Source organism: Burkholderia sp. L27(2015), from assembly GCF_009765705.1.
In the GTDB taxonomy this organism is placed as follows: Bacteria; Pseudomonadota; Gammaproteobacteria; order Burkholderiales; family Burkholderiaceae; genus LMUX01.
Genome location: NZ_LMUX01000002.1, coordinates 59,429 through 74,451 on the forward strand (window position 1 = coordinate 59,429; position 15,023 = coordinate 74,451).

Genomic DNA, 15,023 nt, shown 5'->3' on the forward strand with positions numbered 1-15,023 from the left:
CAATGTCGGTATTGAACCCGAGCGACATGTCATGGTTCCACCACGAACTATCGCATCCACTCGGCGCTCATTTTGAGATCTGAGTCGCAAGAAGCCAACAATTAACCGAGTATCGATGGAGTAGGCATGAGTCTCGAAAAAAGTGCAGTGGACGCCGCCTTGGCGCGCGTCGTCGATCCCAACACCGGCATCGACTTGCTGAGTTCCAAAAGCGTGCGCGGCGTGACCATCGACGGTTCGCAGGTGATGGTGGCCGTGGTGCTGGGCTACCCTGCGCACAGCCAGTTCGAATTGATACGCGCAAGCGTCGAGGCGGCCGTGGGCGCGCTACCGGGCGTCAAAAAGGTCGAGGTGGCGGTATCGCAGCAGATCGTCGCGCATGCGGTGCAGCAGGGCGTCAAACTGTTGCCTAACGTCAAGAACATCATTGCGGTGGCGTCCGGAAAGGGCGGCGTGGGCAAGAGCACCACGGCAGTCAATCTCGCGCTGGCGCTGGCCGCCGAGGGCGCCAAAGTGGGTATCCTGGACGCGGACATCTACGGTCCGTCGCTGCCGACCATGCTGGGCATCAGCGGCAACCCCGAGTCGGCCGATGGCAAGACCATGCAGCCACTCATTGGCCATGGCGTACAGGCCAATTCGATAGGCTTTCTGGTCGAAGCCGATAGTCCGATGGTGTGGCGCGGGCCTATGGTGACCTCCGCGCTCGAGCAACTGCTGCGCCAGACCAATTGGACCGACCTCGATTATCTGGTGGTCGACATGCCGCCAGGCACCGGCGACATTCAGCTCACGCTATCGCAGCGGGTGCCGGTGACGGGCGTGGTGATAGTGACCACGCCGCAGGATATCGCTTTGCTCGACGCGAAGAAGGGATTGAAAATGTTCGAGAAAGTCGGCATTCCGATCCTCGGCATCGTAGAGAACATGAGCATCCACATTTGTTCGAATTGTGGTCACGCTGAGCATATTTTCGGTGCGGGCGGGGGCGCCGCGATGTGCGAACAATACGGCGTCGATTTCCTGGGCAGTTTGCCACTCGATATCGCGATCCGCGAACAGGCTGACGCGGGACGTCCGTCGGTGGTGGCCGACCCGGCCGGCAAGCCTGCCGAGTTGTACCGCGCCATTGCCCGCAAAGTCGCGATCAAGGTGGCGCAGAAATCGCGCGACATGGCGTCGAAATTTCCCGCCATCGTGGTGCAGAACACCTGAGCGTATCGGTGGTTGGAGAGGAGACTGAAGAGGAGGCTGATGAGCAAGCCGTTTGATGTGCGGTTTCGCGCGCCGGCGCTCGGCCGGTGGACACGCGTAGGGACGGTGGCGGCCGGCTGTGCTTTGTTGGGCGCCTGCGGGTTCTTGCGGCCCAGTGAGCTGCGGGCCGGCACCGACCTGCTGCCTACACGCGGTAGCCATGCTAGTGGATCGGTGAGTTTCGTCCAGCGTGCCGACGGGGTACAGGTCACGTATGACCTGTACGGTCTTGTGCCCGGCAGCCTACATGCGTTGCATTTGCACGAACAAGGCAATTGCAATGCACGCGATGCGAGCAGCGCCGGGCCGATTTTCGATCCCGATGCTGGCCGCCTGAAGCGCGGCGCCCGTCCTGATGGGGCGTTGGGTGACGTGCGTGCAGACAGCAATGGCAATGCCAGCGGTTTCATCGTGGCGCCGCAATTGGCGCTGGACGGCGTCGATTCGGCGGTCGGGCGCGCGGTGCTGCTGCATCGCGACCCGGATCTGGACGATACCGCGCCGGACCGTGGCGCGGGCCCCGCGCTCGCGTGCGGCGTGCTGCATAGCCCCTGAACGAGCTTGTCACGTAGGCATCACGGTCGGCGCCTTACAATCCGGGCGAGCATGGTGCCCCGCGGAAACGACGGGTTTCCCGTTGCAGGCCAAATGGCCAAAGTGGGCCTTCGTGTGGCCAGATAAAGTAGAATAAGCGGCTCTGTTTCCGCCCACCTTAGCGCAGTTGCGCCATTGCAGCGGAACGACCCGATTCGAACCGACTCAAATCGCTTTGACCCTCGCGTTGAATCTCGCTTTGAATCTGTTTTTGAACCTGGTTTTGTACCTATTTCTCACTTTCATTTATCCGGGCCGCCCGCGCGCACATGACTATCAAATCGGACACATGGATTCGGCGTATGGCCGAACAGCACAAAATGATCGAGCCTTTCGTCCCCGGCCAGATCCGGGTCGGCGAAGACGGACGAAAGATCGTCAGTTACGGAACATCGAGCTACGGCTACGATATCCGTTGCGCTGACGATTTCAAGATTTTCACCAATATCAATTCGACCATCGTCGATCCGAAAAACTTCGACGAAAAATCGTTCGTCGATTTCAAGGGCGACGTTTGCATCATCCCGCCGAATTCGTTTGCACTTGCGCGCACTGTCGAGTATTTCCGGATTCCGCGTAACGTGCTGACCGTGTGCCTGGGCAAATCGACCTACGCGCGCTGCGGCATCATCGTCAACGTGACGCCGTTCGAACCCGAGTGGGAAGGCTACGTCACGCTGGAATTCTCGAATACCACACCGCTGCCGGCCAAGATTTACGCTAACGAAGGGGTCGCGCAGGTGGTGTTTTTTGAAAGCGACGAAGTCTGCGAAGTGTCTTATAAGGATCGCGGCGGCAAGTACCAGGGCCAGGAAGGTGTCACGCTGCCCAAGACGTGACGTAAGGATAAATTACCCGCAGCACCGCCGCCCAGCAGGCGGTGATCGTTTTTTTGGAGAGCAGCCCCGATGAAGTTTCGTTTCCCTGTCGTCATCATCGACGAAGACTTTCGTTCCGAGAATATTTCGGGTTCCGGCATACGCGCGCTGGCGGAGGCGATCGAGGGCGAGGGGATGGAAGTGCTGGGGCTGACCAGCTACGGGGACCTGTCCTCGTTTGCGCAGCAGGCGAGCCGCGCCTCATGCTTTATCCTGTCGATCGACGACGATGAGCTCGGCGTGAACGGTGTCGAGGAAAACGGCGAGCTGGCGCACGCGATCGTTTCGCTACGGGCTTTTGTCCAAGCCGTGCGACGTCGCAATGCCGATTTGCCGATTTTCCTTTACGGCGAGACGCGCACCTCGCGCCATATCCCGAACGACATCCTGCGCGAACTGCATGGTTTCATTCACATGTTCGAGGACACGCCGGAGTTCGTTGCGCGTCACATCATCCGTGAAGCCAAGACTTATCTCGATTCGCTGGCGCCGCCGTTTTTCCGCGCGCTGACCCATTACGCGGCCGACGGTTCGTACTCGTGGCATTGCCCGGGGCATTCAGGTGGCGTCGCGTTCCTGAAAAACCCGCTGGGACAGATGTTCCACCAGTTTTTCGGCGAGAACATGCTGCGTGCCGACGTGTGCAACGCGGTCGACGAACTCGGCCAGTTGCTCGACCATACCGGTCCGGTAGCGGCCTCCGAGCGTAACGCCGCACGCATTTTCAGCGCCGACCATCTGTTCTTCGTGACCAACGGCACGTCCACTTCCAACAAGATCGTCTGGCATGCCACGGTGGCACCGGGCGACATCGTGCTGGTGGACCGCAACTGCCACGTGTCTATCCTGCATGCGATCACGATGACGGGCGCCATTCCCGTATTCTTGACGCCGACGCGCAATCACTTCGGCATCATCGGGCCGATTCCGCGCGACGAATTCAAGCCGGAAAACATCCGCAAGAAAATCGAAGCGAACCCGTTCACGCGTGCGGCGTTGGCCAAGAACCCGAACGTCAAGCCGCGCATCCTGACGATTACGCAAAGCACCTATGACGGCGTGATCTACAACGTCGAGATGATCAAGGATCTGCTGGGCGACCTGCTCGACACGCTGCATTTCGACGAGGCGTGGCTGCCACATGCGGAATTCCACGAGTTCTACCAGGACATGCACGCGATCGGCGCGGGCCGTCCGCGCACCGGCGCGCTGGTGTTCGCGACGCACTCGACGCACAAGCTGCTGGCCGGCATCTCGCAGGCGTCGCAGATTGTCGTGCAGGACTCCGAGAACAGCACCTTCGACAAGCACCGCTTCAACGAAGCGTATTTAATGCATACCTCGACCAGTCCGCAATACGCGATCATCGCCTCGTGCGACGTCGCGGCCGCGATGATGGAAGCGCCGGCCGGCACGGCACTGGTGGAAGAGTCGATCGCCGAGGCGCTCGACTTCCGCCGCGCGATGCGCAAGGTGGATGACGAGTACGGCGAAGACTGGTGGTTCAAGGTGTGGGGCCCCGAAGCGCTGGCCGAAGAGGGCATAGGCGATCGCGAAGACTGGGTGCTCAAACCCAACGAGCGGTGGCACGGCTTTGGCGACCTCGCGCCGGGCTTCAACATGCTCGACCCGATCAAGGCGACCATCATTACGCCGGGATTGAACGTGGACGGCGAATTCGGCGAGACCGGCATTCCTGCTGCGATCGTCACGAAGTACCTGGCCGAGCACGGCATTATTGTCGAGAAGACCGGGTTGTACTCGTTCTTCATCATGTTCACCATCGGCATTACCAAAGGCCGGTGGAACAGCATGGTGACCGAGTTGCAGCAGTTCAAGGACGACTACGACAACAATCAGCCGCTATGGCGCGTTCTGCCGGAGTTTGTCGCGCTGCATCCCGCCTACGAGCGCACCGGTTTGCGCGAACTGTGCGACCAGATCCACAGCGTGTACAAGGCCAACGACGTGGCTCGCGTGACGACTGAGATGTACCTGTCGAACATGGAGCCCGCGATGCGTCCGGCCGATGCCTATGCGAAGCTGGTGCACCGCGAGATCGATCGGGTGCCGATCGACGAACTCGAGGGCCGTGTCACCAGCATTCTGCTGACGCCGTATCCGCCGGGCATTCCGCTGCTGATTCCGGGTGAGCGGTTCAACGGCATCATCCAGCGCTACTTGCAGTTTGCCCGCGACTTCAATAGCCGCTTCCCGGGTTTCCACACCGATATTCACGGCTTGGTCACGGAGCAAATCAACGGCCGGCTCGAATATTTCGTGGATTGTGTGCGGGACTAAAAACGCAGCGAACACCTAGTCTTCACGAGAATGTCCAGGCACAAAAAAGCCGTTCGGGATTTACCATCCGAACGGCTTTTTTCCGTCAATGCGGCCGCACGCCGCCTTCAGCTTTCGAGTGCCTGGCGAGCCGCGGCAATTGCCAGCCGCACCTGTTGCGGCGCCGTGCCACCCGGGTGATTGCGGCTCGCGACAGAACCTTCGAGCGTCAGGTATTCGAACACGTCTTCACCGATGAGCGCTGCGACATTGGGCAGCTCCGCCCGCATTTCGTCCAGCGTCAAGTCGGCTAGATCGCAACCGCGGTCGACGCAGATACGCACCGCATGCGCGACCGCTTCATGTGCGTCGCGAAACGGCAAGCCTCGCTTGACCAGATAGTCGGCCAAGTCGGTGGCCGTCGAAAAACCCTGCAATGCGGCGGCGCGCATGGCGTCCGGTTTGACGCTGATCCCGGCCACCATCTCCGCGAAAATACGCAAGGTGTCGACAACCGTATCGACCGTATCGAACAGCGGTTCCTTGTCTTCCTGATTGTCCTTGTTGTAGGCGAGCGGTTGGCCTTTCATCAAGGTCAGCAGGCCCATCAGGTGACCATAGACGCGGCCGGTCTTGCCGCGCGCCAGTTCGGGCACGTCGGGGTTTTTCTTTTGCGGCATGATCGACGAGCCGGTGCAGAAGCGGTCGGCAATGTCGATAAAGCCGATGCGCGGGCTCATCCACAGCACGAGCTCCTCAGAAAAGCGCGAGATATGCGTCATCACCAGCGATGCCGCCGCCGTGAATTCGATCGCGAAATCGCGGTCTGATACGGCGTCCAGCGAATTGGCGCAAATGCCGTCGAAGCCGAGCTGCTGCGCTACCTGTTCGCGCGCGATCGGGTAGCTGGTGCCGGCGAGCGCCGCGGCACCCAGCGGCAAGCGGTTCATACGGCGCCGGCAATCCAGCATGCGGCTGGTGTCGCGCGTGAACATCTCGACATACGCGAGCAGGTGATGGCCGAAGGTCACCGGCTGCGCGACCTGTAAATGCGTAAAGCCGGGCATGATGGTGTCGGCATTGTGCTCGGCCAGGTCGAGCAGCGCGCTACGCAAAGCGGCGAGCAGCGTAACGATGCGATCGATCTCGGTGCGCAACCACAGGCGGATATCGGTGGCGACCTGATCGTTGCGCGAGCGACCGGTGTGCAGGCGCTTGCCCGCGTCGCCGATCAGCGCGGTCAGGCGCGCTTCGATATTGAGATGAACGTCTTCGAGGTCGAGCAACCATTCGAATTCGCCGCGTTCGATTTCACCGCGGATCTGGGCCATGCCCGTGCGTATCGAGGCCAGATCGTCCTGGGCGATGATGCCCTGGGTAGCCAGCATGGTGGCGTGTGCGAGCGAGCCTTCAATATCGAATAGTGCCAGACGCTTGTCGAAAAACACCGACGAGGTATAGCGTTTGACCAGATCCGACATCGGCTCGGAGAAGCGGGCCGACCAGGCCTCGCCTTTTTTATGCAGTTGGGAACTCATCGAAATCCGCAGAAGTAGTGGGCGCCCCGCATGGGCAGCCGATCGAGCCTTCGATTATACAACCCGGCGAGCGGTGCGACCCACCTGCGGCTTCGGAAGCATCGCTCGGACGTCATGGTTGGCCCATGTTTAAAGAGAGCGAGACGGAAAGCGTAGCGCTCACGGACCGGCTACGCGTAGCGGTCCGCCAGCGCGTCGAGAAAGCGGTACAGCCGCGGATCGTCGGAAAACGCGACGTTAAAGCGCAGCCAGTGCGTGGGTACGCCGCTCGCCATGAAAAATTCGCCGGGCGCGAGGATCACCCCGGCCGCGAGCGCTTGCTGTGCGACCTCGCGCGCATGCGGCGCGCCCTCAGGCAAGCTCGCGCAGACGAACATGCCGCCGGCCGGTTCCGCCAACAGCGTCATGCCGCTATCGGCGAGACGGGTGGAAACCTGTCCGCGGGCGCGCGCGAGGCGATCGCCCAGCCGTTCGACGTGCTTGCGGTGACGGCCTTCGGTGAGGATGGTATGCACCAGCCTTTCGTTGATTTCCGAGGTGGTGAGGCCGGCCACCATCTTGGTGCGGGTCAGGTCGCCGCACAGGGCGGCCGTGCAAGCGATGTAGCCGACCCGCGTGGAAGGCGAGATGGTTTTGGAGAAACTGTTGACGTAGATTACCCGGTTCAAGCCGTCGAGCGCCGCGAATAGCGCGGTGCCTTGCGGCGCCAGATCGCGGTAGATATCGTCCTCGACGATATGAAAATCATGCCGTTCAGCCAATTGCAGAACCCGATGTACGCAGGCAGGTGTGAGCGATGTGCCCATCGGATTTTGCAACGCGGTATTGAGAAAAAGCGCACGCGGGCTGTATTGACTCGCGAGTATGTCGAGCTGCGCCAGATCCAGACCTTGAGGGGTGCGCCTCACGCCAATCACGCGTGCCCCGGTACGCGCCAGGATCTCCAGCAAGTTGCAGTAGCCGGGCTCCTCGACCAAGACGGTGTCGCCAGGCCGCAGCAGCGTGCGCGCGATCACGTCGAGCGCCTGGGTTGCGCCATGGGTCAGTATCACCTGCTCGGGCCGCACATCGATCGCCATGTCTTCGAGGCGGCGCGCGATCCACTGGCGCAGCGGCAGATAGCCGCGCGGCTGACCGTAGTTGACGAATTCCGGCAGCACATCTTTGGCGAGTTGCCGCAGCGCCCCATGCACGCCGGCTTCGTCGACCCAGGTGGCCGGCAGCCAGCCGCAGCCGGCTTTGACGGAATCGCTGTTGTCGGCAAACACCTCGGAGAGCAACCAGGTGTTGCCGATATCGAGCGCCCCGGGTTCGCGTTGAGGCATGCTGGCTTCGCTCGGCCCCTTGCCGGCCACGAAAAACCCCGCGCCACGCCGCGCTACCAGTACACCTTGAGCCACCAGCCGGTCGTATGCCTCGACGACTGTAAAGGTGCTGACGCCTTGTTCTTGCGCGAGTTGACGCACCGAGGGCATGCGCATGCCGGCTCGCAGCAGATGCGCGGCGAGCGCGCCGGTCACAGCGCCGACCAGTTGATCCACCAAGGACTGCGGGCGTTCGCGGTCAAGTTCGAATAAGGCGAGGCGTTTCATGGCGATATGCGCAGACCGATCGGGGGCGCCCGAAAGTCAGGACGTAGAGGTTGAAAGAGCGCTAGCGTTGCAGCGGGTAGTAGCACCTCAAGCAACACAGTCTGCCGATCATACCACTACAGTTTGTCGGTAAAAGCTCGAAACTGTGCATGTCTGTAATGGTGGCCACTGCCTAAAATTAGGAGATGCCTACCCTTGGAGCTTCCATGAATACGCGCGACTCGAATCCCGCCAGTACCGACCACGCCAATACCGTCAATCACGCACCTTCAGTCGGTCCCGCCGAAGCGGTCGATATGGAAGCGTTCTGGATGCCGTTCACGGCCAATCGCCAGTTCAAGGCGACGCCGCGCATGTTGGTGAGCGCCAAGGGCATGTATTACACGTCGGACGACAACCGCCAGATTCTCGATGGGACAGCGGGGCTGTGGTGCGTCAACGCGGGCCATTGCCGCGATGAAATCGTGACGGCGGTACAGCAGCAAGTCGCGAAAATGGACTTTGCGCCCACCTTTCAGATGGGCCACCCGAAGGCATTCGAAGCCGCGACGAAAATCGCCCGACATACGCCGGGCGACCTGAAACGCATTTTCTTCACCAACTCCGGTTCCGAGGCGGTCGATAGTGCGCTAAAGATCGCACTGGCCTACCATCGCGCCCGTGGCGAAGGGCAGCGAACCCGATTGATCGGCCGCGAGCGCGGCTATCATGGCGTGGGTTTCGGCGGTATTTCGGTGGGCGGCATCGCGCCGAACCGCAAGATCTATTCGGGTGCGCTACTGCCCGCGGTCGATCATTTGCCCCACACGCTCAATATCAAGGAGAGCGCATTTTCGCGCGGTCAGCCGGCCTGGGGTGCGCATCTCGCCGAAGATCTGGAGCGTCTGGTCACGCTGCACGACGCGTCGACCATCGCAGCGGTGATCGTTGAACCGCTAGCGGGTTCCACCGGCGTGTTGGTGCCGCCCAAAGGTTATCTACAACGCTTGCGCGAAATTTGCGACAAGCATGGCATCCTGTTGATTTTCGACGAAGTCATTACCGGATGGGGCCGCCTGGGTACCGCGTTCGGCTCCGATTACTTCGGCGTCGTGCCCGATATGTTGGCTATGGCCAAAGGCACCAATAACGCCACCGTGCCAATGGGGGCAGTGGCCGTCAAGACCGCAGTGCACGACACCATCGTAGGCGCTGCCGCGCCCAATGGCATCGAGCTATTCCATGGCTACACGTACTCGGGCCATCCGGTGGCGGCCGCCGCTGCCGTGGCGACCATCGATTTGTACGAGCGCGAAAACCTGTTCGAAAGGGCCGCGACAATGGCGCCTGTGTTCGAAAACGCCATCCACGCCTTGCGCGGCGAAAAGCATGTGATTGACGTGCGTAACCTGGGCTTGGTCGGCGGAGTCGAGCTGGAACCGCGCCCGGGCCAGCCAGGCGCGCGTGCCTACGAGGTGTTTGTGAAGTGTTTTGAGAAAGGTGTGATGCTGCGTTATACCGGCGACATCTTGGCGTTCTCGCCGCCGCTGATCATCGAAGAAAAGCAGATCCAGCAGCTATTCAGCGTGGTGCAGGAGGTGTTGAATACGGTCGATTGATGTACTGCGACCCGGCACGGCGATCCGGCACAACAACCCGGGCCCCGGCCCGGGCTCCACCTAATACCTCAATAGGTCTGCATGGTCCCGTCAACCTGACGGGCCCACGCATCGACCCCGCCTTGCAGGTTGTGGACTTTCGTATAACCGCGCGCTTCGAGAAACATGGCGGCTTGGGCGCTGCGGCCGCCGTGGTGGCAGATGCAGACGATTTCAGCGTCTTGATCCAGCTCCAGCCCGCGTGTGGGGATTTGCTGCAACGGGATAGGCGTGATGCCGGCGATATGGGCGGTTTGCACTTCCCACGGTTCGCGCACGTCGAGCAGAATCGGAGCGGGGCGCGCTGGATCGGCCAGCCATTCGGCCAGGGCGGGAGCGGTCAGGTTTTGCATCTGCAGCCTTGTAGCGAAAAAACGCAATAATGTGAGATCAACGCGCGATCAGAAGTGGAAGCGCGACGGCTCTACGGCGTTGACCAGCGGCGGCACATAGGTGTCGAATACTTCGGCCACACGGAATTCCGTTTCGCTCACGCGCGTGACGATCTGCGCCGTCATGACAGGGCGCATCCCGACGAAGGCCGACAAGCGTCCGCCAATTTTCAACTGATTCAGCATCTCGGGCGGCAGCAATGGCAGGCCGCCGGACACGCAGATCACGTCGTAGGGACCTTGCGCCGGCCATCCCAGCGCCGCGTCGCCGGTGACGGCTTCGACGTTGGTCACGCCGTTGGACGCAAAATTATCCTTAGCAAACGTGGTCAGTTCGGGGAGAATGTCGACCGTCAGCACGTGTTGCGCGCGGTGGGCGAGCAGGGCCGCCATGTAACCCGAACCGGTACCGATTTCCAGCACGGACTCGTGTTTTTTCACGCCGAGTTCCTGCAGCACGCGTGCCTCGACCTTGGGCGAGAGCATTTGCTGGCCGGCCGGAAGAGGAATTTCGAAATCACCAAACGCCAGGGCCTGATACGCGACGGGCACGAAATGTTCGCGCTTGACGACCGCGAGCAGACCGAGCACTTCCTGGTCCAGCACATCCCAGGGGCGGATCTGCTGTTCGATCATGTTGAAACGTGCTTGCTCAATATTCATGGTGGGGATCGTTCCGGATCAGTCAAGAAATGACGCAAAGAAGTGATGCAACTTAACTGTGCAATTGTATCAAACTGGCGGCGCAATCCGCAGCCTTATCGCAATACCGTCCCGCACGAGGGCTCGAACAGGAGAATAGATGGACTGCCGACCTGATTGCGGCGCGTGTTGCATCGCGCCTTCGATATCCAGCGCTATCCCCGGCATGCCTTTGGGGAAGGCTGCGGGCGAGCGCTGCGTGCAGTTGGGCGCCGATTACCGCTGCGCCATCTTCGGACAGCCCGAACGGCCGGCTTGCTGCGGAGGGCTGCAGGCGAGCGCGGAAATGTGCGGCGCCGACGCGGCTCACGCGCTTATCTGGCTGCAACGACTTGAAATAGAGACGTGCCCCGGCGGCTGAACCCTGTTTGCTGCGGTAAGTCCAAAATAAGCCCAAATGGTCAGAGCCGCGTGCCGGCTCGATGCTCGCGCATAATGCGAGTTCAGGATCGAGTTCGAAGCCGAGTTCGAAGCCGTCCAAGATCACCTACGTTCGCAAAAAACAGGAGCGTTTTGACGATGTCCCATCCCCGCGTATTGCGTCGCCGATTCTTTCAACTAGCCGTATTCACTGGCTTGGCGACCGTATTGACGCTAGGCGCTTGCCAGGTGTTTCCGTTTATCCCCGATCACTACACGTTCTCGCAGAGTGACGCGCAAAGCGCCGTCGAGCGCAAGTTTCCCTATCAGCGTAACTTCGGGCAATTCATGACGGTGAACCTGAGTCACCCCGTATTGATGCTGCATCCGGAAACCAATAGCGTCACGATCGCACTCAACGCGGATTTCCAAAGCCCCTTGTTGCGTCATCCGGCAAGCGGGAGTTTCGCCGTCAACAGCCAACTCGAATACGATCCGGCGCGTGCGGCCGTCGTACTGCGTAGCCCCAAGCTGGAGCGTATCGATGTGGCGGATCTTTCGGGCGAGGATGCACAGCAATTGAACGCTGTCGCATCGGTGCTGGCGACGCAGTTGCTGGATCACTATCCGATCTACACGTTCAAGCCGCAACAGTTGTCGTTTGCTGGTGTTGCTTACCAACCGGGCGAAATCCGCGTGGAGAGCCACGGAATTCGCGTTGCGATTATCGAAAAATCTGCCGGTTGAAGCCTAGCTTCAGCCCACACGCCGGTTGAACAGCAGATCCCACACGCCGTGCCCGAGCTTTATGCCGCGCCGCTCGAACTTCGTTACCGGACGATAGGCTGGCCTGGGCGCGTAGCCTTCGGCCGTATTCTCCAGCGACGCTTCGGCGCAGAGCACCTCGAGCATCTGCTCGGCGTAGTTTTCCCAATCGGTCGCGCAATGCAAATAGCCACCGGGGCGTAGTCGCGATGCCAGCAGCGTCACAAACGGCGCTTGTATCAGGCGTCGCTTGTGATGACGCGACTTATGCCAGGGATCGGGAAAGAAAATGTGGATGCCATCAAGCGTATCCGGGGCGATCATGTGCTCCACGACTTCGACCGCGTCATGCTGCATCATCCGGATGTTGGTCAAGTCCTGCTCGCCGATCAGCTTGAGCAGTGCGCCGACGCCGGGCTGATGGACTTCCAGCCCGAGGAAATCGTCCTGCGGTCGTAGCACCGCGATCTCAGCCGTTGTCACGCCCATGCCGAAACCGATCTCCAGAATGCGCGGCGCGCTGCGCCCGAACGTCTGCGCCCAGTCGAGCGGCGCGGCTGTATAGGGTAGGCAAAACTCCGGCCCCAGCGCTTCAAGTGCGCGCAATTGTCCCTTGGAGGCGCGTCCGGCGCGCGTGACGAAGCTGCGAATCTTGCGATGACGCAGCGCAGGGTCCGCGGCGGTGGTCGACTCGTCGGGGGAATCTGGCAAAGAAAAGGGCTTCATGATGCTGAGTAGAACGCGGGGCGGACAAATACCGCTACGCGGAGTGGACGGCTCAATACGACGAGTAGGGCAGCCGTTGCGGCCAAGCCGCGTGAGCAGCGACTAGTACTGCGGCGCACCACGCGACTCGTCTACGGACTAACGGGCAAGCGGCAATTATACCTTGCGCCTGTGCATGTGCCTGTGTGGATCAAGCGGAGCCTCGGCGGTCGATTCGACGAGCGCCGACGCTTCTTCAGTCGGGCGAAAGGTGATCGAAAGGAAGGCGAGCCAAAGTCGACACCAAAGTGCTTGCACTTATCCCTGGCTGCACCCTGAACACAATCTTTTTGTTTTTGGCGGTGGCACTATCGCGACACCTAATTGACAGATTGTTGTAACGCTTGACACGTATATATCAATTGCTTGATAAAGCAGTGCTCGCGACCCGATCGGCTGGAGCGGGCTTTGCGCGGAAATTTTTTGACGCCACAACTTAAGAAGAATTCATGACCATCTCCAAACGTTTGATCCTGACGTTAACCATCGCCTTGTTGGCCCTAATTTTGGTCGGTGGTTTTGGCCTGCGGCAACTCAGCGCGGCGCAGCAGCGATTCGACGAGGTTCAAACCGATATTATCCCGAGCATCAAGACGCTCTATACGGCCAAGAGCACGATGGAGACGCTGCGCCGACTGAATTTGCGGCATGTTCTGGCCGTCGATGCGGCCGGTAAGGCTGCGGTCGAGCAACAGATGGCCGACGCGGATAAGGTCTTCGATCAACAGATGGCGACTTACGAGCGCAGCGATATCTCTGACGACACCGATCGGAAAATGCTGGACGCCGACAAAGCGAACATGGCGGCGTTTCGGACCAGTCGCGACAACTTCGTAGCGAAATCTCGAAGCGGCGACCAAGACGGCGCGAAGGCTTTGCTAGTCGCGGGTGGTGTCGAGGACATCGCGGGCAAGACCCTGGGGACCGGTATCGACAACCATATCGCGTACAACGACTCGCTGAGTCATACGATTCGTGCGACCAATGACTCCGACTACTCGCAGGCATTCTGGTTGCTGGTTACCACGATTATTGCAGTGTTGATCGTCGCGGGCGGATTAGGTGTGCACCTTTATCAATTGGTCACGAAAGGGCTGAGCAATGTTCAACGGACCTTGCAACATGTGAGCGAATCGCTCGATCTGACCACCACAGCCAAGATCGACCGCATGGATGAGATTGGTCTTACCGCCAGCGCATTCAATACCTTGATGAGCCGCGTGGCCGAAGTCATCGGTGAAGTGCGGCTGTCCTCGGGTTCGGTGAGCGTAGCGTCCAGGCAAATTGCTGCGGGCAACATCGATCTTTCTGCACGTACCGAAGAGCAGGCGGCCTCGCTCGAACAAACGGCCGCCAGCATGGAGGAATTGACCAGTACGGTGAAACAGAATACCGACAACGCGCGCCAAGCGAGCGCGCTGGCTGTGACCGCATCGGACATTTCCGATCGAGGCAATTCGGTGGTGGAGCGCATGGTCCAGACCATGGGCGAGATTACCGCCAGCTCCAGCAAGATCGCGGAAATCACCACACTGATCGAAGGCATCGCGTTCCAGACCAACATCCTGGCATTGAACGCGGCAGTGGAAGCGGCGCGTGCGGGCGAGCAAGGGCGAGGCTTCGCGGTCGTGGCGGCCGAGGTGCGCACGCTGGCGCAACGTTCTTCGGCGGCGGCCAAAGAGATCAAGGACGTGATCGAGAAGTCGGTCGGGACGATCCAGGAAGGTTCGAGCCAGGCGGCGGAAGTCGGCCAGACTACCGGCGAGGCACGGCAGGCGGTACGGCGTGTGGCGGATATTATCGGCGAAATTGCCGCGGCTTCCGAAGAGCAGAGCCGCGGGATCGAGCAGGTGAATTTGGCCGTGAATCAGATGGACGAAGTGACTCAGCAAAACGCCGCGTTGGTTGAGGAGGCTGCGGCCGCCGCTCAGTCGCTGGAAGAGCAGGCGATGAAAATGAATGAGATGGTTTCGGTGTTTACGGTTGCACGTCCTAAGGCACAAGCGTCGGCTGTGGTTGCCCCCGGTCATGTCGCGAAGAAGCCTGAGATGAAGCGGGCCGTGGCGCGTAGCGCTGCGACTGCGCCCGCAAGTGCACCACGTCGCGAGCCGAGGGTTGCGGCACCGGCGGTTACGGCATCGGCTAGTGCGGCGGGAGATTGGGAAACGTTTTGAAGTAAGCCATAGCAATACTGCGTAGCAACGCTTTTGGGCCGCGCTGGCTTCATCGCCAGCGCGGCCCATTTTATTTTGCGGCAAGATTAAGC

At 60.5% G+C, this 15,023-nt stretch carries 13 protein-coding genes; 8 read left to right on the top strand and 5 right to left on the bottom strand.

The window, feature by feature from the left end:
* Positions 1-126 precede the first annotated feature (126 nt).
* The 4 genes from apbC to GSQ77_RS00315 all read left to right on the top strand — a co-directional run bounded on the left by apbC (position 127) and on the right by GSQ77_RS00315 (position 5,027).
* Positions 127-1,215: an iron-sulfur cluster carrier protein ApbC gene (gene apbC / locus GSQ77_RS00300; protein ID WP_158897870.1), complete on the top strand. Its 1,089-nt coding sequence runs from the start codon at positions 127-129 to the stop codon at positions 1,213-1,215.
* A 39-nt stretch (positions 1,216-1,254) separates the two neighbouring features.
* Complete coding sequence (locus tag GSQ77_RS00305; RefSeq protein WP_158897872.1) at positions 1,255-1,809, top strand: superoxide dismutase family protein; 555 nt, start codon at positions 1,255-1,257, stop codon at positions 1,807-1,809.
* Between the two features lie 308 nt (positions 1,810-2,117).
* Positions 2,118-2,687, top strand: a complete 570-nt coding sequence (gene dcd, locus GSQ77_RS00310; protein WP_158897874.1) for a dCTP deaminase — start codon at positions 2,118-2,120, stop codon at positions 2,685-2,687.
* Between the two features lie 69 nt (positions 2,688-2,756).
* Positions 2,757-5,027: an arginine/lysine/ornithine decarboxylase gene (locus tag GSQ77_RS00315; RefSeq protein WP_158897876.1), complete on the top strand. Its 2,271-nt coding sequence runs from the start codon at positions 2,757-2,759 to the stop codon at positions 5,025-5,027.
* Between the two features lie 107 nt (positions 5,028-5,134).
* On the opposite strand, the gene argH is transcribed toward GSQ77_RS00315, so the two are convergent.
* Both argH and GSQ77_RS00325 read right to left on the bottom strand, forming a co-directional pair.
* The gene (gene argH / locus GSQ77_RS00320) at positions 5,135-6,544 is read right to left on the bottom strand and encodes an argininosuccinate lyase (RefSeq protein ID WP_158897878.1); all 1,410 of its coding nucleotides are present in this window, start codon (positions 6,542-6,544) and stop codon (positions 5,135-5,137) included.
* 170 nt (positions 6,545-6,714) lie between these two features.
* On the bottom strand, positions 6,715-8,136 hold the full coding sequence (locus tag GSQ77_RS00325) for a PLP-dependent aminotransferase family protein (protein WP_158897880.1): 1,422 nt from the start codon (positions 8,134-8,136) through the stop codon (positions 6,715-6,717).
* A 296-nt stretch (positions 8,137-8,432) separates the two neighbouring features.
* Here GSQ77_RS00325 and GSQ77_RS00330 point away from each other — a divergent pair, with 296 nt between their 5' ends.
* Positions 8,433-9,734, top strand: coding sequence for an aspartate aminotransferase family protein (locus GSQ77_RS00330; protein WP_254067390.1), 1,302 nt, complete (start codon positions 8,433-8,435; stop codon positions 9,732-9,734).
* Between the two features lie 68 nt (positions 9,735-9,802).
* Here GSQ77_RS00330 and GSQ77_RS00335 read toward each other — a convergent pair whose 3' ends face one another.
* Together GSQ77_RS00335 and GSQ77_RS00340 are read right to left on the bottom strand one after the other, a co-directional pair.
* The gene (locus tag GSQ77_RS00335; RefSeq protein WP_158897884.1) at positions 9,803-10,126 is read right to left on the bottom strand and encodes a rhodanese-like domain-containing protein; all 324 of its coding nucleotides are present in this window, start codon (positions 10,124-10,126) and stop codon (positions 9,803-9,805) included.
* Positions 10,127-10,174: 48 nt separating this feature from the next.
* Positions 10,175-10,828 carry a protein-L-isoaspartate O-methyltransferase gene (locus tag GSQ77_RS00340; RefSeq protein WP_158897886.1) on the bottom strand — a complete coding sequence of 218 codons (654 nt, stop codon included), beginning with the start codon at positions 10,826-10,828 and terminating at the stop codon, positions 10,175-10,177.
* A gap of 139 nt (positions 10,829-10,967) precedes the next feature.
* On the opposite strand from GSQ77_RS00340, the gene GSQ77_RS00345 reads away from it, so the two are divergent.
* Together GSQ77_RS00345 and GSQ77_RS00350 are read left to right on the top strand one after the other, a co-directional pair.
* Entirely contained in the window at positions 10,968-11,228 is a 261-nt protein-coding gene (locus GSQ77_RS00345; protein WP_158897888.1) for a YkgJ family cysteine cluster protein, read from the top strand.
* 158 nt (positions 11,229-11,386) lie between these two features.
* Entirely contained in the window at positions 11,387-11,974 is a 588-nt protein-coding gene (locus GSQ77_RS00350; protein WP_158897890.1) for a DUF1439 domain-containing protein, read from the top strand.
* 9 nt (positions 11,975-11,983) lie between these two features.
* On the opposite strand, the gene trmB is transcribed toward GSQ77_RS00350, so the two are convergent.
* Positions 11,984-12,703 (bottom strand): tRNA (guanosine(46)-N7)-methyltransferase TrmB, encoded by a 720-nt coding sequence (gene trmB, locus GSQ77_RS00355; protein WP_254067386.1) that lies wholly within the window; start codon positions 12,701-12,703, stop codon positions 11,984-11,986.
* Positions 12,704-13,206: 503 nt separating this feature from the next.
* Here trmB and GSQ77_RS00360 point away from each other — a divergent pair.
* A complete protein-coding gene (locus GSQ77_RS00360; protein WP_158897894.1) occupies positions 13,207-14,931 on the top strand; it encodes a methyl-accepting chemotaxis protein in 1,725 nt (574 codons plus the stop codon).
* Positions 14,932-15,023: the final 92 nt, after the last annotated feature.

Bases quoted from the DNA above. Each gene is read 5' to 3' on its own strand.
- apbC (WP_158897870.1), top strand. From the start codon at position 127: ATGAGTCTCGAAAAAAGTGCAGTGGACGCCGCCTTGGCGCGCGTCGTC.
- GSQ77_RS00305 (WP_158897872.1), top strand. From the start codon at position 1,255: ATGAGCAAGCCGTTTGATGTGCGGTTTCGCGCGCCGGCGCTCGGCCGG.
- dcd (WP_158897874.1), top strand. From the start codon at position 2,118: ATGACTATCAAATCGGACACATGGATTCGGCGTATGGCCGAACAGCAC.
- GSQ77_RS00315 (WP_158897876.1), top strand. From the start codon at position 2,757: ATGAAGTTTCGTTTCCCTGTCGTCATCATCGACGAAGACTTTCGTTCC.
- argH (WP_158897878.1), bottom strand. From the start codon at position 6,544: ATGAGTTCCCAACTGCATAAAAAAGGCGAGGCCTGGTCGGCCCGCTTC.
- GSQ77_RS00325 (WP_158897880.1), bottom strand. From the start codon at position 8,136: ATGAAACGCCTCGCCTTATTCGAACTTGACCGCGAACGCCCGCAGTCC.
- GSQ77_RS00330 (WP_254067390.1), top strand. From the start codon at position 8,433: ATGGAAGCGTTCTGGATGCCGTTCACGGCCAATCGCCAGTTCAAGGCG.
- GSQ77_RS00335 (WP_158897884.1), bottom strand. From the start codon at position 10,126: ATGCAAAACCTGACCGCTCCCGCCCTGGCCGAATGGCTGGCCGATCCA.
- GSQ77_RS00340 (WP_158897886.1), bottom strand. From the start codon at position 10,828: ATGAATATTGAGCAAGCACGTTTCAACATGATCGAACAGCAGATCCGC.
- GSQ77_RS00345 (WP_158897888.1), top strand. From the start codon at position 10,968: ATGGACTGCCGACCTGATTGCGGCGCGTGTTGCATCGCGCCTTCGATA.
- GSQ77_RS00350 (WP_158897890.1), top strand. From the start codon at position 11,387: ATGTCCCATCCCCGCGTATTGCGTCGCCGATTCTTTCAACTAGCCGTA.
- GSQ77_RS00360 (WP_158897894.1), top strand. From the start codon at position 13,207: ATGACCATCTCCAAACGTTTGATCCTGACGTTAACCATCGCCTTGTTG.